Annotated in this window: 16 protein-coding genes; 10 read left to right on the forward strand and 6 right to left on the reverse strand. The window is 60.4% G+C overall.

The features are described from left to right. Positions 1-89 precede the first annotated feature (89 nt). A complete protein-coding gene (alaS, locus tag ALFI_RS14415; protein ID WP_014776346.1) occupies positions 90-2,711 on the forward strand; it encodes an alanine--tRNA ligase in 2,622 nt (873 codons plus the stop codon). A 257-nt stretch (positions 2,712-2,968) separates the two neighbouring features. Beyond that, positions 2,969-4,495, forward strand: coding sequence for a 2,3-bisphosphoglycerate-independent phosphoglycerate mutase (gene gpmI, locus ALFI_RS14420; RefSeq protein ID WP_014776347.1), 1,527 nt, complete (start codon positions 2,969-2,971; stop codon positions 4,493-4,495). Between the two features lie 111 nt (positions 4,496-4,606). Here gpmI and ALFI_RS14425 read toward each other — a convergent pair whose 3' ends face one another. The 5 genes from ALFI_RS14425 to ALFI_RS14445 form a co-directional block, all read right to left on the reverse strand. Further along, complete coding sequence (locus tag ALFI_RS14425) at positions 4,607-5,059, reverse strand: hypothetical protein (protein WP_014776348.1); 453 nt, start codon at positions 5,057-5,059, stop codon at positions 4,607-4,609. Positions 5,060-5,294: 235 nt separating this feature from the next. Then, positions 5,295-5,741 carry a prolyl-tRNA synthetase associated domain-containing protein gene (locus ALFI_RS14430; RefSeq protein ID WP_042494177.1) on the reverse strand — a complete coding sequence of 149 codons (447 nt, stop codon included), beginning with the start codon at positions 5,739-5,741 and terminating at the stop codon, positions 5,295-5,297. Positions 5,742-6,054: 313 nt separating this feature from the next. Beyond that, entirely contained in the window at positions 6,055-6,996 is a 942-nt protein-coding gene (locus ALFI_RS14435; protein ID WP_014776350.1) for an NAD(P)-dependent oxidoreductase, read from the reverse strand. Positions 6,997-7,010: 14 nt separating this feature from the next. Continuing rightward, positions 7,011-7,739 carry a tRNA threonylcarbamoyladenosine dehydratase gene (locus ALFI_RS14440; RefSeq protein ID WP_175282412.1) on the reverse strand — a complete coding sequence of 243 codons (729 nt, stop codon included), beginning with the start codon at positions 7,737-7,739 and terminating at the stop codon, positions 7,011-7,013. Between the two features lie 20 nt (positions 7,740-7,759). Next, positions 7,760-8,395, reverse strand: a complete 636-nt coding sequence (locus ALFI_RS14445) for a TatD family hydrolase (RefSeq protein WP_014776351.1) — start codon at positions 8,393-8,395, stop codon at positions 7,760-7,762. Positions 8,396-8,560: 165 nt separating this feature from the next. On the opposite strand from ALFI_RS14445, the gene ALFI_RS14450 reads away from it, so the two are divergent. From ALFI_RS14450 to ALFI_RS14480, 7 genes are all read left to right on the forward strand, one after another. Then, positions 8,561-9,916, forward strand: a complete 1,356-nt coding sequence (locus tag ALFI_RS14450; protein WP_014776352.1) for a Na(+)-translocating NADH-quinone reductase subunit A — start codon at positions 8,561-8,563, stop codon at positions 9,914-9,916. A 2-nt stretch (positions 9,917-9,918) separates the two neighbouring features. Continuing rightward, positions 9,919-11,067, forward strand: a complete 1,149-nt coding sequence (locus ALFI_RS14455; protein ID WP_009598532.1) for an NADH:ubiquinone reductase (Na(+)-transporting) subunit B — start codon at positions 9,919-9,921, stop codon at positions 11,065-11,067. A gap of 8 nt (positions 11,068-11,075) precedes the next feature. Continuing rightward, positions 11,076-11,945 carry an NADH:ubiquinone reductase (Na(+)-transporting) subunit C gene (nqrC, locus tag ALFI_RS17650; protein WP_009598541.1) on the forward strand — a complete coding sequence of 290 codons (870 nt, stop codon included), beginning with the start codon at positions 11,076-11,078 and terminating at the stop codon, positions 11,943-11,945. Further along, a complete protein-coding gene (locus ALFI_RS14465) occupies positions 11,938-12,594 on the forward strand; it encodes an NADH:ubiquinone reductase (Na(+)-transporting) subunit D (RefSeq protein WP_009598523.1) in 657 nt (218 codons plus the stop codon). The genes nqrC and ALFI_RS14465 overlap by 8 nt, the downstream gene beginning before the upstream one ends. A gap of 11 nt (positions 12,595-12,605) precedes the next feature. Next, complete coding sequence (gene nqrE / locus ALFI_RS14470) at positions 12,606-13,226, forward strand: NADH:ubiquinone reductase (Na(+)-transporting) subunit E (protein WP_009598469.1); 621 nt, start codon at positions 12,606-12,608, stop codon at positions 13,224-13,226. Between the two features lie 22 nt (positions 13,227-13,248). After that, a complete protein-coding gene (gene nqrF, locus ALFI_RS14475) occupies positions 13,249-14,511 on the forward strand; it encodes an NADH:ubiquinone reductase (Na(+)-transporting) subunit F (RefSeq protein WP_009598516.1) in 1,263 nt (420 codons plus the stop codon). Positions 14,512-14,660: 149 nt separating this feature from the next. Beyond that, positions 14,661-16,877, forward strand: coding sequence for a sodium-translocating pyrophosphatase (locus ALFI_RS14480; RefSeq protein ID WP_014776353.1), 2,217 nt, complete (start codon positions 14,661-14,663; stop codon positions 16,875-16,877). 403 nt (positions 16,878-17,280) lie between these two features. Here the strand turns inward: ALFI_RS14480 and ALFI_RS14490 are convergent, their stop codons facing one another. Continuing rightward, positions 17,281-18,324, reverse strand: a complete 1,044-nt coding sequence (locus ALFI_RS14490; RefSeq protein WP_014776354.1) for a DUF2776 family protein — start codon at positions 18,322-18,324, stop codon at positions 17,281-17,283. Positions 18,325-18,393: 69 nt separating this feature from the next. On the opposite strand from ALFI_RS14490, the gene ALFI_RS14495 reads away from it, so the two are divergent. Further along, on the forward strand, positions 18,394-18,981 hold the full coding sequence (locus tag ALFI_RS14495) for an HAD family hydrolase (RefSeq protein WP_014776355.1): 588 nt from the start codon (positions 18,394-18,396) through the stop codon (positions 18,979-18,981). Positions 18,982-19,006: the final 25 nt, after the last annotated feature.

A 19,006-nucleotide genomic window follows, 5' to 3' on the forward strand; every position in this document is an offset into this window, starting at 1 on the left:
ACTCCTGTTAATAGGATGCAAATTTAACTTTAATTGTGTAATTTTGCAACCCGAAATCACAAACGAAAGAATCGGATAAAATCTTATATATGGAATCGAATAAAATTCGCCGCGCCTTTCTCGACTTCTTCGAGAGCAAGGGCCATGTGATCGTGCCTTCGGCGCCGATGGTCGTGAAGGGCGACCCCACGCTGATGTTCACCAATGCGGGCATGAACCAGTTCAAGGACATCTTTCTGGGCAACGCGCCCCGCAAATATCCGCGTGCGGCCGATACCCAGAAGTGCCTGCGCGTGTCGGGCAAGCACAACGACCTCGAAGAGGTGGGCCACGACACCTATCACCACACGATGTTCGAGATGCTGGGCAACTGGTCTTACGGCGACTACTTCAAGAAGGAGGCGATCGAGTGGGCGTGGGAGCTGCTGGGCGGCGTCTACAAACTGCCGGCCGACCGCATGTACGCCACGGTTTTCGAAGGCTCGGAGGAGGACGGCGTGCCCTTCGATCAGGAGGCTTACGACTACTGGAAGCAATTCCTGCCCGAAGACCACATCATCCGCGGCAACAAGCACGACAACTTCTGGGAGATGGGCGAGACGGGTCCCTGCGGTCCCTGCTCGGAGATTCATTTCGACCTGCGCGACGAGGCGGAGATCGCCGCCAAGCCGGGCCGCGAGATGGTCAATGCGGGCCATCCGCAGGTGATCGAGATCTGGAACCTCGTCTTCATGCAGTTCAACCGCAAGGCCAACGGCTCGCTGGAGCCGCTGCCGGCCCGCAACGTCGATACGGGCATGGGCTTCGAGCGTCTGTGCATGATTCTGCAGGGCAAGAAGTCCAATTACGACACCGATGTCTTCCAGCCTACGATCCAGCGTATTTCGCAGCTGTCGGGCAAGGTTTACGGCGCCGACGCCAAGTGCGACGTGGCGATGCGCGTCATCGCCGACCACCTGCGCGCCATCGCCTTTTCGATCGCCGACGGCCAGCTGCCGTCGAACGTCAAGGCCGGTTACGTCATCCGCCGCATCCTGCGCCGCGCCGTGCGTTACGGCTATACCTACCTCGGCTTTACGGAGCCGACGATCTGCAAGCTCGTTCCCGGACTGGTGGAGCAGATGGGGGAGCAGTTCCCCGAACTGAAGGCCCAGCAGTCGCTGATCGAAAAGGTGATCGAGGAGGAGGAGGCTTCGTTCCTGCGTACGCTGGCCACGGGCATCAACCTGCTGGACGGCGTGATCGAAAAGACCAAGGGCGAGGGCCGGGAGCTGATTTCGGGCAAGGACGCCTTCGAACTCTACGATACGTTCGGCTTCCCGATCGACCTGACGGAGCTGATCGCCCGCGAGCAGGGCGTCGGCGTGGACCTCGCGGCCTTCGAAACCGAACTGCAGGCCCAGAAGGAGCGTTCGCGCAACGCTGCGGCCGTCGATACCGACGACTGGGTGGAGCTGTTCCCCATCAGGGAGAGCCTCTTCACGGGGTACGATACGCTGACCGAGCAGGTCCGGATCGCCCGCTACCGCCGCGTGACCTCCAAAGGCAAGACCTCTTACCAGCTGGTCTTCGACCGCACGCCGTTCTACGGCAATTCGGGCGGTCAGATCGGCGACATCGGCTATATCGAGAACGCCGACGAGCGCATCGCGGTCGTGGCCACCGAGAAGGAAAACGGACTGATTATCCATATCGTCAGGGAGCTGCCCGAAAATCCCGCGGCCGGGTTCACGGCCGTCGTGGACGCCGCGAAGCGTCAGTCCGCGGCCAACAACCATACGGCCACGCACCTCATGCACGAGGCGCTGCGCAAGGTCCTCGGACAGCATGTCGAGCAGAAAGGTTCGATGGTGACGCCCGAAATCCTGCGTTTCGACTTCTCTCATTTCCAGAAAATGACCCCGCAGGAGCTGCGCGAGGTCGAGATGCTTGTAAACCGCGCCGTGCGGGCCAACTATCCGCTCGAAGAGAACCGCGAAGCCACCAAGGAGGAGGCTGAGAAATGCGGTGCGATGATGCTCTTCGGCGAGAAGTACGGCGACAAGGTGCGCATGGTCCGCTTCGGCTCGTCGGTCGAGTTGTGCGGCGGTACGCATACCAGCGCCACGGGCAACATCGGCTTCTTCAAGATCCTGAACGAAAGCGCCATTTCGGCCGGCGTGCGCCGTATCGAGGCCGTGACGGGCGAGCGCGCCGAGCAGATCATCTATGCCGCCGAGGATACGATGCGCGACATCAGCGACTATCTGCATAACCCGCAGGTGCTGCAGGCCGTCAAGAAGATGTTCGAAAGCAACGAAGCGCTGTCGAAGGAGGTCGAGACCATGCGCCGCGAGCAGGTTGCGCAGTGGGCCGATAAGATCATCGCCTCGACGCCCGAACGCCGCGGCGTGCAGCTGATCGCCACGCAGACCGACCGTACGCCCGAATTCGTCAAGGATCTGGCCTATTGTCTGCGTGCGCGTGCTCCGAAACTGGTGCTCGTGCAGGGTTCGGTCAACGACGGCAAGCCGATGCTGACGGTGATGCTCGGCGAAGAGATCACGGCGCAGGGCGTAAATGCCGGAGCCGTGGTGCGCGAAGCTGCGAAACTGATGCAGGGCGGCGGCGGCGGTCAGGCGTTCTTCGCCACGGCCGGCGGCAAGAACCCCGACGGGTTGCAGGCGGCCATCGACAAGGCCGTGGAGCTGATAATGGCGCAGCTGCATTAGGCCGTCCGATTCCGGCGGCGAACCGCCTTTTGGCAAGTTGCCGGCTGATGAATTTGCGGCGGGGCGGTTGTGATTTTCCGGCGATAATTTCCGGCGGCGAATTCCCGGTCGCAATGTCTGGCGGCGGTTCCGACACGGTTCCCGATCGCGCTGCGGCGGAAATTTGCCGGGTGGGGAATCGGCGGTGCGCAGGCCAAACGGTGCGACGGCATGGGCCGGAGCGAAACAGATGAGATAATTACTAAAAACAAACGATTATGAATAACAAGGTATTATTGATGATCCTCGACGGCTGGGGCAACGGCCATCACGACAAGGCCGATGTGATTTCGACCGTGCATCCCGAATATATCTCGGCCATGACGGAGAAATATCCCCACGCCCAGCTGCGCACCGACGGCGAGAACGTCGGCCTGCCCGAAGGACAGATGGGCAACTCGGAGGTCGGACACCTCAATATCGGCGCCGGCCGCGTGGTTTATCAGGATCTCGTGAAGATCAACCGCGCCTGCCGCGACAACTCGATCATGGAGAATCCTGAGGTGAAGGCAGCGTTCGAATACGCCAAAAAGAACGGTGTGAACATGCACTTCATGGGGCTGGTGTCGGACGGCGGCGTACACTCGTCGCTGGAGCACCTCTTCAAGTTGTGCGACATTTCGGCGGCCTACGGCCTCGACAATACCTACGTGCATTGCTTTATGGACGGCCGCGACACCGACCCGCGCAGCGGCAAGGGTTTCGTCGCCGACCTCGAAAAGCACCTCGCCGCCACGACGGGCAGGATCGCTACGGTGATCGGCCGTTATTACGCCATGGACCGCGACAAGCGCTGGGAGCGTGTGAAGATCGCATACGACGCGCTGGTCAACGGCATCGGCGAACGTTCGTCGGACATGGTCGAAGCCGTCCAGAAGTCCTATGACGAGGGCGTGACGGACGAGTTCATCAAGCCTTTCGTGCGCATCGACGAGAACGGACAGCCCGTCGGCATGATCCGCCCGAACGACGTGGTGATCTTTTTCAACTACCGCAACGACCGCGCCAAGGAGCTGACCGTCGTGCTGACGCAGGAGGACATGCCGGCCGAAGGGATGCACACCATGCCGCTCTACTACTGCTGCATGACGCCCTATGACGCCAAGTTCACGGGCCTGCACATCCTCTTCGACAAGGAGAACGTACCCAACACCATCGGCGAGTACGTCTCGAAGCTGGGCCTGCGGCAGCTGCGCATCGCCGAGACCGAGAAATACGCCCACGTCACGTTCTTCCTGAACGGCGGCCGCGAAGCGGAGTTCGAAGGCGAAGAGCGTATCCTCGTGGCGTCGCCCAAGGTCGCCACGTACGACCTCCAGCCCGAAATGAGCGCTCCGGAAGTGGCTGACAAGCTGGCCGCCGCGCTCGGTGAGCGGAAGTTCGACTTCATCTGCCTGAACTTCGCCAACGGCGACATGGTGGGCCATACGGGCGTTTACGAGGCCATCGTCAAAGCGGTGAAGGCCGTAGACGGATGCGTCGCCAAGGTCGTCGAAGCGGCCAAGGCCAACGGTTACGAGGTCGTGATGATCGCCGACCACGGCAATGCCGACAACGCCGTCAATGCCGACGGTACGCCCAATACGGCGCACTCGCTCAATCCGGTGCCCATCGTGGTCGTTTCGGACCGCGTGAAGTCGGTGCACGACGGCATCTTGGCCGACGTGGCTCCCACGGTGCTCCGCCTGATGGGCCTCGAACAGCCTGCCGAAATGACCGGCAAGGCGCTCGTGGAGCTGAAATAGCCCGCTTGCTGACACAAAAAATCCCGCACCGTAAAGTGCGGGATTTTTGTTTCGGGGCGGAATCCGGTTCCGGGTGCGGAACGGTTTCCGGCCGGATGCTTCGCGCTGCTCTTAGTCGAGCTCCTCCTTGAACTTCTCGATCCGGCCGGGTAGGAGACGCAGGGCGTGCGCCATCTGGTATTCGGTATTCGTCCGGTTGTTTGTGATGAATTCCATGGCGACCTTGAAGCAGTTGTCCTCTCCGTCTCGCTCCGCCGAACACTTGCAAACGAATTTGTCCCGGTTCTGATCGTTGGAAATCGCCAGCAGTTTGTCATAAGGGACGTCGGCAGTGAAATTCGCCGATACCTCCACGTAGGCGTAATCCATGTCCGCCACTTCTTTTATGATGGCGTAGTAGTTGATTCCCTGTACTTTGAACAGAATGTCCCTGTCTTCGTCGAACGTCGGGACATAGCCTTCGCGCTTCAGAAAAGCGAAGATATCCTCCCGGACGCTCTGCTGGGCGAAGAGCGCGGAAACCGTGCCGAAAATCAGGAGCAGGGTGAGCGTAAATTTCTTCATGCCGATTCTTTTTTTTGGGTTTTGCAATAGTCAAAGATAATGAATTCCTGCGCATGGTGGAGCGGAACCGGACGAAATTTGTGCGGGTGTGGGTTCCTCCGAACAACGTCTGCTGTTTCGGCAATCGTACCGCTTTCTGCAGAAGCTTCGCGCCGCGGACCTCCGGGGCTGCCTTGGGTGATGGCGCGGACCGGAAGTTTTTCGTCTGCGGCGATCGCTGCTGCGCATGACGGAGTCAGTAGAGTTCGATGAATTCGTACGTATTGCCTACGGCGGCGAGGTAGCGCAGGAACTCGCTGCGGGAGACGACCACCGTGGCGCGGTTGTCGTTGGGGTGGAACGAATAGGCCGGGAATCTCTCCAGATTCCGGTCCAGAAACAGGTGTACGTGGCGCTCCGGGTCGTTGATCAGCCCGAAGGGCGACACCGAGCCGGGACGCAGTCCGAGCCAGCGCTCCATGCGCTGTTCCGACGCGAACGAGAGCTTGCCCTGCCGCAGGCGGCGTTCGAGGTCGTGGATGGCGAGGTTCTGCTCGCAGTCGAACGCCACGAGGTAGTGGCGGTTGCCCTTGTGGTTGCGGAAAAAAAGGTTCTTGCAGTGCTTCGAGCCGTCGTCGCGCCAGTATCGGCGTGCGATTTCGATGGTCGGGGCTTCGGGGTGTTCGTACCACGTGTAGGCGATGCCGTGGCTGTCGAGCCAGTCGAAGACTTTTTGGCGTCGGTCGGTCGTGGGGACCGTGGCTGTTGAAGTGCCTGCTTCCGCAGTTGTTGTCGGTCCTGACGTTGTCCCCGATGTGCTCGCGGTCTTGCCGGATTCTCGCGCAATTGTATACGTTTCTGCCGATTCTCTCGTCTCCGCCGCATCCGATTCCGTTCTCCTCTGTGCTGTTGTTATTGTGGCCGGCTCCGTTGCCGGTTTCTGTGCCGGTGTTGCCGCATCCGATTCCGCGGCGGTTCCGGGGAGAGCCGTTTTCGTCTTTTCCGTCGTCATGGCATCAGTCGTTGCCATAAAATGTTTTGATATTCTCCTCGACGCATCCTACCAGCACGTCCACGGCTTCGCGGGGCGACCATGCGTTGTGGGGCGAGAGCAGCAGGCGGTCGGGTTCGCGGATGCCGAGCAGCGGACTGTCGGCGGCGAAGGGTTCGCGCGAGAAGACGTCGAGGGCCGCGCCGGCGATCGAACCCCGGTCGAGCGCTTCGGCCAGCGCCGCTTCATCGACGATGCCGCCGCGGGCGACGTTTATGAGGAGGGCCGAGCGTTTCATGACCGACAATTCCGGCGCGCCGATCAGTCCGCGGGTGCGGTCGTTCAGCGGGGCGTGGATCGAGACGATGTCGGAACGGCCCAGCAGTTCGGTGAGCGGAAGCGCGGGGTAAGGCTCTTCGCGCACGACGCCCGACGTCGAGGTGTAGCATACTTCGCAGCCGAATGCCGCCGCCAGCCGCGCCACCTCGCGGCCGATGGCGCCGAGTCCGACGATGCCCCATTTCGAGCCGTAGAGCTGGTGGGTGGGCAGTGCGAAATGGAACTGCTGTCCGGCGGCGGAGTAGGCGCCGCTCTTGACGTAACGGTCGTAATAGACGATGTTGCGACGCAGTGCGATGGCCGCTCCGAGGGTGGTTTCGGCCACGGAGTGCGTCGAGTAGCCTGCGGCGTTCTTTACCTCGATCCCCAGCTCGGCCGCGGCTTCGAGGTCGATGTTGTTGGTGCCGGTGGCGGCTACGCAGATCAGCCGCAGCCGGGGCAGGGACTGAAGCGTTTCGTGGCGCAGGACCACCTTGTTGGTGATTATCACGTCGGCTTCGCGGCAGCGGTCGGGAAGCTCTTCCGGCGTCGTGCGGGCGTAACCCTTGTATTCGCCCAAGGCTTGGAGCCGGCCGAGGTCGGCGCCTCCGAGTGTGTACTCGTCCAGAAATACGATGTTCGGTTTCATAAGGATATGCGGTTTTAGTTCATTTCTCCGATCAGGCCTCGGATTACGACCGACGCGCAGCCGATGCCGAACAGCGCGGGGATGTAGGATATGGTGCCGACGTTCGACTTCTTGTTCTGCTCCTCGCAGAGGATCAGCGCCCCTTCGCGCATCGGTTCGGGCGAGTAGACGGCCCTGAAACCGCTGCGGACGCCGATTTTGTGGAGCCGCTTGCGCAGCATGTGGGCCAGCGGACAGTGGTGGGTCTTGGAGATGTCGGCGATCTCCATCTTCGTCGGGTCGGTCTTGGCCCCTGCGCCCATCGAGCTGACCAGCGGCAGCGAACGGTCCAAAGCACCCTTTATCAGCGCCAGTTTGGGCGAGAGGGTGTCGATGGCGTCCACTGCGTAGTCGTATTTCGCGGCGTCGAGCAGCAGGTCGGTCTCCTCGTCCTTGATATAGCGGCTGACCACCGTGAGTTCTATCTCCGGGTTGATGTCGCGCAGGCGTTCGGCCAGAATCTCGGCTTTCTGGCGGCCGACGGTCGAGTGGAGGGCGACCAGCTGGCGGTTGATGTTGCTCGGCGCCACGGCGTCGGCATCGGCGATGGTCATGCGGCCCACGCCGGCCCGGACGATCATCTCGGCGGCATAGGCGCCCACGCCGCCCAGCCCGACGACCAGTACGTGGGCCTTTCGGAGCAGGTCGAGTTTCTCTTTGCCGAGCAGCAACTCGGTGCGTTCAAGCCAATTATCCGTATTCATTTTCAATTGCTGTGTTCGTTTTATCGGGCCGGGAGCGGCGGCGTTCCGGCCGCCTTGTCCTGCCCTTGCGGCCCGGTCGTAAATATCCGTCCGTAGTTTTCCAGCGTCGCCCGTTGCAGTTCCTCCGGCGTGACGCCTTTTACTTTCGCGGCGCGCGCGTAGATTTCCTCGATCGGGACGTCGCTGTCGTCGGTTTCGAGAAAAAGCTGCGAGAGGGGCGTTTCGCGCAGGGATTCCAGCGTTTTGGGCGATGCGAAGGCACGCAGGCCGAACGAGAGGTAATAACCTTTTCCGACGGCCCGGCGGGCCTGTTCGGGCGATCCGATGAAGCCGTGGAAGATCGCTGCGCGGGGCCGGCAGGCGTCCAGTTCGCGCATGACCGGCTCGAAAGCCCTGACGCAGTGCAGAACCACGGGCAGCCGCCGTTCGCGCGCCAGCGCGAGCTGCGCCCTGAACGCCGCCAACTGTGTTTCACGGTCGGCGCCATGCACGAAATCGAGTCCCGTTTCGCCGACGGCCTGCACGTCGCCGAGCAACGGCACGATCGTGCTAACGTCTTCTTTGTCAGCATTCCACGGATGAATTCCGGCTGTCCGCAGTTCGATGCCGCGGCCGGTCGGGCGGTGGGTGTGTATGTTGACGAATCGATCGGTCATCGCGACAAATGTACGAATTTTAAGTAAATTAAAAAATAATAGATATTGCATACCGGATTCTCGGAAAAAATTCGTATTTTCGCACGCGAATTATGGCTGTTAGCACACTAACAACGCACGACGAACCCAAAATATATCCAAACATAACAATCAAAATCTTTAACCATGTCGAAAATCATTACACTACGCAAGGGTCTCGACATCAATCTCCGGGGAAAGGCTCAGGAGTCTCTGGCCGACGCGCCGCTGGCTTCGGAGTATGCCCTCTCGCCTCTCGATTTCGAGGGCGTGACTCCCAAGTTGCTGGTTAAGGTGGGCGATGAGGTGAAAGCCGGTACGCCGCTGTTCTTCAACAAGTACAGCGAGCGCATCCTCTTCACGTCGCCCGTCAGCGGTACGGTTGCGGCCGTCAACCGCGGCGAGAAGCGCAAGATTCTCTCCGTGACCGTGACGCCGGCCTCCGTACAGAGCTACGAGGAGTTCGCGAAGCCCGATCTGCAGAAGGCTTCCCGCGAGGAGATTGTCGAGCTGCTGCTCAAGTCGGGTCTCTGGCCCATGATCGTGCAGCGACCCTACGGCGTTATCGCCGACCCGAACGACACGCCGAAAGCGGTCTTCATCTCCGCCTTCGATTCCGCGCCGCTGGCTCCGGACTACAACTACGTCCTGCGCGCCGAGCAGAAGAACCTCCAGACCGGTATCGACGTAATGCGCAAACTCACTTCGGGCAAGGTGCATCTTTCGGTGCGCGCCAAGGCCGAGGGGCAGATGACTGCGCTCAAGGGCGCCGAGACGCATGCCTTCGCGGGCAAGCACCCCGTCGGCAACGTCGGCGTGCAGATCCACCACATCGACCCCGTGAACAAGGGCGAAGTCGTGTGGACGGTCAACATTCAGGATCTGGCGATCATCGGCCGTCTGTTCAACGAGGGCCGCGTCGATATGACGAAGATCATCGCCGTGGCCGGCTCGGAGATCGAAAAGCCGCAGTACTGCCGCATCATCGCGGGCGCCAAGGTCGATTCGATCCTCAAGGGCAACGTGAAGCCTCAGAAGGAGGGCGACCATGTGCGCATCATTTCGGGCAACGTGCTCACGGGTACGAAAACCGTGGCCGACGGCTTCATCGGTTTCTATGCCAACCAGCTGACGGTGATTCCCGAAGGCGACAAGTTCGAGCTGCTGGGCTGGGCGATGCCCCGTTTCAACAAATTCTCCGTATCGCGCGCCTACTTCTCGTGGCTCTGCCCCAAGAAGGAGTACAATCTCGATACCAACATGAACGGCGGCGAGCGTCCGTTCGTGGTGACGGGCCTTTACGAGCGGTATCTGCCGATGGACATTTACCCGATGTACCTGCTCAAGGCGTGTCTCGCCGGCGACATCGACAAGATGGAAAACCTCGGCATCTACGAAGTGGTCGAAGAGGATTTCGCGCTTTGCGAGTTCGTCGATCCCTCGAAGATCGAGATTCAGCAGATCATCCGCGACGGTATTAACTTAATGATTAAGGAGGCTTAACGATGAGCGCATTACGCAATTTAGTAGACAAGCTCAAGCCCACGTTCACCAAGGGTGGCAAGCTGGGCTTCTTGGAATCGACGTTCGATGCGTTCGAAACGTTCCTGTTCGTACCCGACACGACGACTTCCAAAGGCGCGCATATCCGCGACTGCAACGACATGAAGCGTACGATGATCATGGTGGTAGTCGCCCTGATGCCGGCGCTTCTGTTCGGTTTCTATAACACGGGTTACATGCACTTCCTCTCGCAGGGCGTGCAGCCCGAATTCTGGGCTTCGCTCTGGTTCGGATTCCTCAAGGTGCTCCCCCTGATCGTCGTTTCGTACGTCGTGGGTCTGGGCATCGAGTTCGCATTCGCCCAGTTCCGCGGCCACGAGGTCAACGAGGGCTTCTTGGTGTCGGGTCTGCTGATCCCGATGATCATGCCGGTGGACATTCCGCTCTGGATGGTGGCTCTCTCGACCGCCTTCGCCGTCGTCTTCGGCAAGGAGGTGTTCGGCGGTACGGGCATGAACGTCTTCAATCCCGCGCTGCTGGCGCGCGCCTTCGCCTTCTTCGCCTATACGCCCTCGATGTCGGGCGCGACGGTGTGGATCGCGGGCATGACCTCCGGCGAGGGCGTGGTGGACGGCTTCTCCGGCGCAACGGCGCTCGAAAACCTGAGCACCACGGGCCAGATGGGCTATTCGGCCATGGACGCCTTCCTCGGTTTCATTCCGGGCTGCGTGGGCGAGACTTCGACGCTGGCGATCCTGATCGGCGCGGCGATCCTGCTCTTTACGGGCGTCGCTTCGTGGCGCACGATGGTCTCGGTATTCGTCGGCGGTCTGGCGATGGGCTATCTCTTCCAAGCGCTCGGCGTGACGACCTATCCGGCATGGTGGCACCTGATCGTCGGCGGTTTCGCTTTCGGTGCGGTCTTCATGGCCACCGATCCCGTCACCTCGGCGCAGACCGACAAGGGCAAATACATCGTGGGTCTGATGACCGGTGCGCTGGCCGTGCTGATCCGCGTGGTCAATCCGGCCTATCCCGAAGGCATGATGCTGTCGATCCTCTTCATGAATGCGCTGGCTCCGCTGGTGGACTACTATGTGGTCGAGGCGAACATCTCGCGCAGAAAGAAACGTGTTAAACTGGCAAAATAGGGGAGAATATGGCAACGAAAAAATTCAAATGCACCGTTTGCGGCTACATTCACGAAGGAGACGCCGCACCCGAAAAATGCCCGGTCTGCATGGCCCCCGCCTCGGCGTTCGTCGAACTGAAGGACGAGAAGAAAAAGGGGCTGTTCAGCGACAAGAACGGCAACGCATATATTATAATGTACTCGACGGTGATGGTGGTCATCGTAGCGACGCTGCTGGCCGTGGCCGCACTTTCGCTCCAGTCGCGCCAGTACGCCAACGAGCTGAACGAGAAGAAGCAGTCGATCCTTTCGTCGCTCTCGGCGCAGGGTGAGAATTACGACGCCTTCATCAAGGGCTACGTGCTCGACGCCGACGGCAACGAGCTCGAAGGCGAGGATGTCTTCGAGCTGCTGAAGGACCTTCAGGGCGCTTTCGACGACGGCAAGTTCCCCGTATTCGAAGCCGCCGACGGCCGCGTGGTGATTCCCGTGACCGGCATGGGCCTCTGGGGACCCGTCTGGGGTTATATCGCCCTCGAAAAGGATATGGACACCGTGGCCGGTATCATCATGGCCCACAAGGGCGAGACCCCCGGTCTGGGTGCCGAGATCGCAACGCCGAAATATCAGGCGCAGTTCGTCGGCAAGAAGATCTTCAAAGGCGACGAGTTCGTCTCCGTGAAACTGCGCAAGGGCGGCGCTCAGGACCCCGAACATGAGGTCGATGCCATTTCCGGCGGTACGAAGACCTCGGACGGCGTGACGGCGATGCTCTACAACAGCATGGAACACTACCTGCCGCTGCTCGAAGCCAAGCGCAAGGCCGCGGTCGAGCAGGTCGTATTTGCTCCCGTGCGGGATGAGTCTAACGAAGAAAATGTAGAAAACAATGAGTAAGAACGAAAAAGAGCCTTTGTTTTCGGCTAAGAACATGAAGTTCCTGACGGGGCCGTTCTCCGCGAACAACCCGGTCATCGTGCAGATTCTGGGTATCTGCTCGGCGCTGGCCGTCACCGTACAGCTCAAACCCGCCATCGTCATGGCCTTGTCCGTGACGGTCGTGACGGGATTCTCGAATCTGGTGATGTCGCTGCTGCGCAACGGCGTGCCCTCGCGCATCCGCATCATCGTACAGCTGGTGGTTATCGCCGCGCTGGTAATTCTGGTCGATCAGGTGCTTAAAGCCTACGTTTTCGAGGTTTCCAAGCAGCTGTCGGTTTACGTGGGCCTTATCATCACCAACTGTATCGTCATGGGCCGCATCGAGGCCTTCGCGCTGGCCAACAAGCCGTGGGCGTCACTGCTCGACGGTATCGGCAACGGTCTGGGCTACGGCCTGATTCTGGTGATCGTGGCTTTCTTCCGCGAGCTTTTCGGTTCGGGTTCGCTGCTGGGCTTCCGCATCGTTCCTGAGAGCTGGTATATCGCCGAGGGCGGTTTCTACTCCAACTGCGGCCTGATGCTCTTCCCGCCGATGGCGCTGATCATCGTGGGCTGCATCATCTGGGTGCACCGTTCGCGCAACAAGGATTTACAGGAAAAATAGGAGAATAGCGTATGGAATCATTGAATATCTTTATCCGGTCGATCTTTATCGACAATATGGTCTTCGCGTTCTTCTTCGGCATGTGTTCCTACATCGCCGTTTCGAAGAGCGTCAAAACCGCCCTCGGCCTCGGCGCCGCCGTTACGTTCGTAATGGTGATGACCGTGCCGCTGAACTACTTCCTGTATGAATACGTACTCAAGGCGGGCGCCCTCGCGTGGGCCGGGCTTCCGGACGTCAATCTGGACTTCCTGACCTTCATCGTCTTCATCGCCACCATCGCGGCTTTCGTGCAGCTGGTGGAGATGGCCGTCGAGAAGTTCTCGCCGACGCTTTACAGCCAGCTGGGCATCTTCCTGCCGCTGATCGCCGTGAACTGCGCCATCATGGGCGGCTCGCTCTTCATGCAGCAGAAAGTCGATGCGCTGGAGCTTACGTCGCTCTGGCAGTCGATCGTCTACGGTCTGGGCTCCGGTCTGGGCTGGTGGCTGGCTATCGTGATGATGGCCGCGATCCGCGAGAAGACGACTTACTCGCAGATTCCTGCGGCGCTCAAGGGGCCGGGTATCGCCTTTATCATCACCGGCCTGATGGGTATCGCCTTCATGATCTTCTCCGGTATTCAGTTCTAACCTTAAAAGAGATTCGGAAAACATGGAATTGACTATTATAGTTGCAATCATTGCCTTTCTGGCTGTAACCCTCCTCTTGGTGGGGCTGCTTCTCTTCGCAAAGGCTAAACTGACCTCGTCGGGCGAAGTGACGATCGACATCAACGACGGCGAGAAGGTCATCACCGCCGAGAGCGGCTCGACGCTGCTTTCGACGCTGGCCAACAACAAGGTGTTCCTGCCTTCGGCCTGCGGCGGCGGCGGTTCGTGCGGCATGTGCAAATGTCAGGTGCTCGAAGGCGGCGGCGATATTCTGCCGACCGAAACCGGATTCATTTCGCGCAAGCTGGCCAAGGACCACTGGCGTCTGGGCTGTCAGGTCAAGGTGAAGGAAAACCTCAGGATCAAGGTGCCCGAAGCCGTGCTCGGTGTCAAGAAGTGGGAGTGTACGGTCGTCTCCAACCGCAACATTTCGACCTTCCTCAAGGAGTTCGTCGTGAAGCTGCCCGAAGGCGAGAACCTCAAGTTCCGCAGCGGCGGTTACATTCAGATCGACATCCCGAAGTACGACGCCATCAAGTTCTCGGACATGGACGTCGATGAGAAGTACCGCGCCGACTGGGACAAGTTCAAGATGTGGGATCTGGTTACGACCAACCCCGAAGACACGTTCCGCGCCTACTCGATGGCCAACCACCCGGCCGAGGGCAATATCATCATGCTCAACATCCGTATCGCCACTCCGCCGTTCGACAAGGCGACGGGCGGCTTCATGAAGGTCAATCCGGGTATCTGCTCGTCGTATGTCTTCTCGCGCAAGCCGGGCGACAAGATCACGATTTCGGGTCCTTACGGCGAGTTCTTCCTGCCGGACGACCTGCCCGATACGCAGGAGCTGATCTTCATCGGCGGCGGCGCCGGCATGGCGCCCATGCGCAGCCACCTGATGCACCTGTTCAAGACCGAGAAGACCAAGCGTCCCGTTTCGTTCTGGTACGGCGCGCGTGCGCTGAAGGAGGTTCCCTATCTCGACGAGTTCCACGCCATCGAGAAGGATTTTCCCAACTTCTCGTTCAATCTGGCGCTCGACCGTCCCGATCCCGAAGCGGACGCCGCAGGCGTGAAGTACACGCCGGGCTTCGTCCACAACGTGCTGTACGAGAATTACCTGAAGAACCATCAGGCGCCTGAGGACTGCATCTACCTCATGTGCGGACCTCCGATGATGATCGCTTCGGTGGTGAAGATGCTCGACAGTCTCGGCGTGCCGCCCGAAAATATCCTCTACGACAACTTCGGTTCGTAATCCGATTTGTCGGTATTCGAATCCCCGGACAGCTGTCCGGGGATTTTTTTGTGCTACGGAACGGTCCCTTTGCGGGGACGCCGTTTCGGGAATTTTCGTATATTTGTAGTAATAACCGATTTACCAACTTAAAACCAAATTCTATTGAAATGAACATTCCTTCCATTTTCTGGTTCATTCCCGCTGCCGCGGTTATCGCCCTGTTGCTGGCTTGGGCGTTTTACCGTGCGATGAAGCGCGAGGATGAAGGCACGCCGCGCATGCGCGAGATCGCCGGGCACGTGCGCCGGGGCGCCATGGCCTACCTGCGCCAGCAGTACAAGGTCGTCGCCATCGTATTCGTGGTGCTGGCGCTGTTTTTCGCCTATCTGGCCTACGGCGCCGGGGTGCAGAACCCGTGGGTGCCCTTCGCCTTCCTGACGGGCGGATTCTTTTCGGGACTGGCCGGCTATTTCGGCATGAAGACCGCGACCTACGCTTCGGCGCGTACGGCCAACGCCGCGCGCCAGTCGCTCGACCGCGGCCTGAAGGTCGCATTCCGCAGCGGCGCGGTGATGGGGCTGGTCGTAGTGGGGCTGGGCCTGCTCGACATTTCGTTCTGGTACGTCATCCTCGAATATTTCGTCGATGTCACCGGACCGCAGAAACTCGTCGTCATCACGACCACCATGCTGACCTTCGGCATGGGCGCTTCGACGCAGGCGCTCTTCGCGCGCGTCGGCGGCGGCATCTATACCAAGGCGGCCGACGTGGGCGCCGACCTCGTGGGCAAGGTCGAGGCGGGAATTCCCGAAGACGACCCGCGCAATCCCGCGACCATCGCCGACAATGTGGGCGACAACGTGGGCGACGTGGCCGGCATGGGCGCCGACCTTTACGAAAGCTACTGCGGCTCGATACTCGCCACCGCGGCTCTCGGAGCCGCCGCCTTCGCTTCGGCGGACGGGATGGCCATGCAGCTGCGCGCCGTGCTGGCGCCGATGCTGATCGCTGCCGTGGGCATCGTGCTTTCGATCATCGGCATCTTCCTCGTGCGCACCAAGGAGGGCGCCACGATGCGCGAACTGCTCCGTTCGCTGGGTGTGGGCGTCAATTTCAGTTCGCTGCTGATCGCCGGCGCGACGTTCGGCATCCTCTATCTGCTGGGAATCGAGAACTGGATCGGACTGTCGTTCTCGGTCATCACGGGACTCTTGGCCGGCATCATCATCGGGCAGGCCACCGAGTATTACACCTCGCACTCCTACAAGCCGACGCAGAAGATCGCCGGAAGCGCACAGACGGGACCCGCCACCGTGATTATCGCGGGTATCGGGTCGGGCATGATCTCGACGGCTGTTCCGGTCCTGACGATCGGCGTGGCGATTATCCTCGCCTACCTTTGCGCCATCGGCTTCGACATGGAGCATATCATGTCTGCGCAGAGCATGTCGCTGGGCCTTTACGGCATCGGCATCGCCGCGGTCGGCATGCTCTCGACGCTGGGCATCACCCTCGCCACGGACGCTTACGGCCCGATCGCCGACAATGCCGGCGGCAATGCCGAGATGAGCGGGCTGGGACCCGAAGTGCGCAAACGCACCGATGCGCTCGACGCGCTGGGCAACACGACGGCCGCCACGGGCAAGGGCTTCGCCATCGGTTCGGCCGCGCTGACGGCCCTTGCGCTGCTGGCCTCCTATATCGAAGAGATACGCATCGGACTGCTGCACAACGGCGTGACGGCCCTCGACCTGCCCAACGGCACGACGCAGCTGGTCGAGAAGGCTTCGCTCCTCGATTTTATGGAGTATTACCACGTGTCGCTGATGAATCCGACGGTGCTGATCGGCGTGTTTGTCGGCGCGATGATGTCGTTCCTGTTCTGCGGCCTGACGATGAACGCCGTGGGGCGTGCGGCCCAGAGCATGGTGAACGAGGTGCGCCGCCAGTTCCGCGAGATCAAGGGCATCCTTACGGGCGAGGGCACTCCCGACTATGCCCGGTGCGTCGAGATTTCGACGCGCGGCGCCCAGCGCGAGATGCTGCTGCCGAGTCTGCTGGCTATCGCCGTGCCGGTGGTCGTCGGCTTGGTGTTCGGCGTGGCGGGCGTCATGGGACTGCTTGTCGGCGGCCTGAGTTCGGGCTTCGTGCTGGCCGTGTTCATGGCCAATGCGGGCGGCGCGTGGGACAACGCCAAGAAGATGGTCGAAGAGGGGCATTTCGGGGGCAAAGGCTCCGACTGCCACAAGGCGACCGTCGTGGGCGATACTGTGGGCGATCCCTTCAAGGATACGTCGGGTCCGTCGCTCAATATCCTCATCAAACTGATGTCGATGGTCTCGATCGTCATGGCCGGCCTGACGGTGGCTTTCCACCTTTTTTAGTCTGCCGGAATCCCTTGCTGCGACGGCTGCCCGCAAATGCGGGCGGCCGTCGCTGATTCGGCGGGAGTGCAGATTCGAGACGGAGCATGCCGTCTGCCGTTTGCCGTTGTCTGTTTACCGCATTCTGCCCGGCGCTTTATTGTTCGCTTTTTGCCTGCGGGGTTCCTGTGCCCGCTGCTTTGCGTCTGTCGCTTAGCGTCCGTTGTTTCTTGGTTGCCAGTCCGCTGCGTTGTTGTTTGCTTTTCCGCCGGTTGTCCGCAGCCGGCCTCTCTCCGGCGGCGGTTCTCTGCGCGTCGCTTTGTATCTGCCGCACCGCCGTCCGCCACCATATGTGAAAAAGCCTTTCGGCCATTAGGGCCGAAAGGCTTTCGTGTGTCGGAAGATCGCGTTTGCGGAGGTGCCGTTATTTCTTGCTCGCGCCGCTTTCGAGAATCGAGACGATGGAGTAGAGCGTGAAGCAGATGGCGCCGAATCCCGTCAGTACGCGCGCCGGGACGAAGTATTTGGTTTCGAACAGCGCCGCTTCGTAGAGGAACGCGGCGAGGAAAAGGCACGCCAGCGCCGTGAGTACCGGAATGATCGGAATGCGGTTGGCCAGCGGGAAATCGGCGTGCCAGATTTTCGCCAGCAGGATCACCTTGCTCGAAATGCTCCAGCAGATCAGCGCCAGTCCGATCAGTACGAAGCCCACGAAATTGATCGACTCGCCCCGGAATGTGAAGATCAGGATCAGCCCCAGCACGAAAGCCAGTCCGCCCATGCAGAGCACCAGACTCATCCAGCGGCGGCGTTCGCCCATCGTGTAGCTGCCCCGTGCCTGACGGGCGATGCTGGCGACCAGCGCGATCAGCGAGGTGCAGACGCAGGCGATGCCGAACATGACGCTGCCCGCGACGATATGCGCCGGGAGCGTCCCGATCGAAAACAGCAGGATGCACCAGAGCCATGCTCCGGCGGCCACGGCCGATACGATGAAGATCAGCAGCGAGCTTTGTCCGCGCGAGAATCCCGCAGGATTGATCGAGAAACTGCTGTCGCCTGAGTTTTTGGGGATCAGGCTGAATCTGGTCGAGGAGGTGGCGGCCGTCGAGACGCAGGCCGTGATGAGTCCGAGTCCGCAGACCACATGCCCCGTGACGTATGCGCCCGTCATGTTCGACGTGATGATGAAGATTCCGCAGATGACCGTCATGGCGGCGAAAGCGTAACCGACGGCCGGGAAAAGATACTTCGCGGCGGCGCTGTAGGTGCCGATGATCTGGCGGATGATGGTCGCGGCCGTGCAGTAGAGCGCGACGCAGATCGAGCCGAGGAAAAAGACGACGGGACCTGCGGTCAGCCGTGAAGGATCGCTTCCGGCGGCGAAGACGTAGGCTCCGTAACCGAAACAGAATGCCGCCATCGCGAGGGGTATGGCGCGGAAAAGAATGCTTATGCCGTGGTTCATAAACTGAGTTTTTGTTCGAACGCAGACCTGCAAATCCCGAACCAAAGAAAAAATGGCTATCTTTACGCCATGAAAAATATCGTTTTCGACCTCGGCGGGGTGCTTTTCGCCCGCGACAAAAATAAGTCCACGCAGGAATTCCATGAATTTTTCAGCTTCATCCGCTCGGAGCGGATGCCCCTTTTCTGGGAGGAGTACGACCGGGGCGCATCGACGCTCGGCGAGGTGACCGACATTCTCGCCCGGACGACCGGCTGCCCGCGCGAAAAGTGTGAACGTTTTCTGCTGCTGTCGATCGACATGCAGGAGCCTGTCGCGCCGACCGAACGGCTCGTCGGCGACCTGAAGGCCGCGGGGTACAGGCTTTACGTGCTTTCGAACATGTCGCGCGAGTTCATCGCCTTCCTGCGCCGTTTTCCCGTCTACCGGCTTTTCGACGGCGAGGTGGTCTCCTGCGAGGAGGGGACGGTAAAGCCCGAACCGCGGATTTACGAAATCCTGCTGGAACGCTACGGACTCGATCCCGCCGAAACCCTTTTCATCGACGACCGCGCGGCGAATATCGCCGCCGCCGAAGGGCTGGGCATCGCCGGATACCTTTTCGACCACCGGAATCCCGCCGCCGCATGCGACGAGCTGCGCCGCAGGCTGCTGTAACAATAGGAAGCGATAAAAATAAGAG

It is taken from the genome of Alistipes finegoldii DSM 17242, from assembly GCF_000265365.1.
In the GTDB taxonomy this organism is placed as follows: domain Bacteria; phylum Bacteroidota; class Bacteroidia; order Bacteroidales; family Rikenellaceae; genus Alistipes; species Alistipes finegoldii.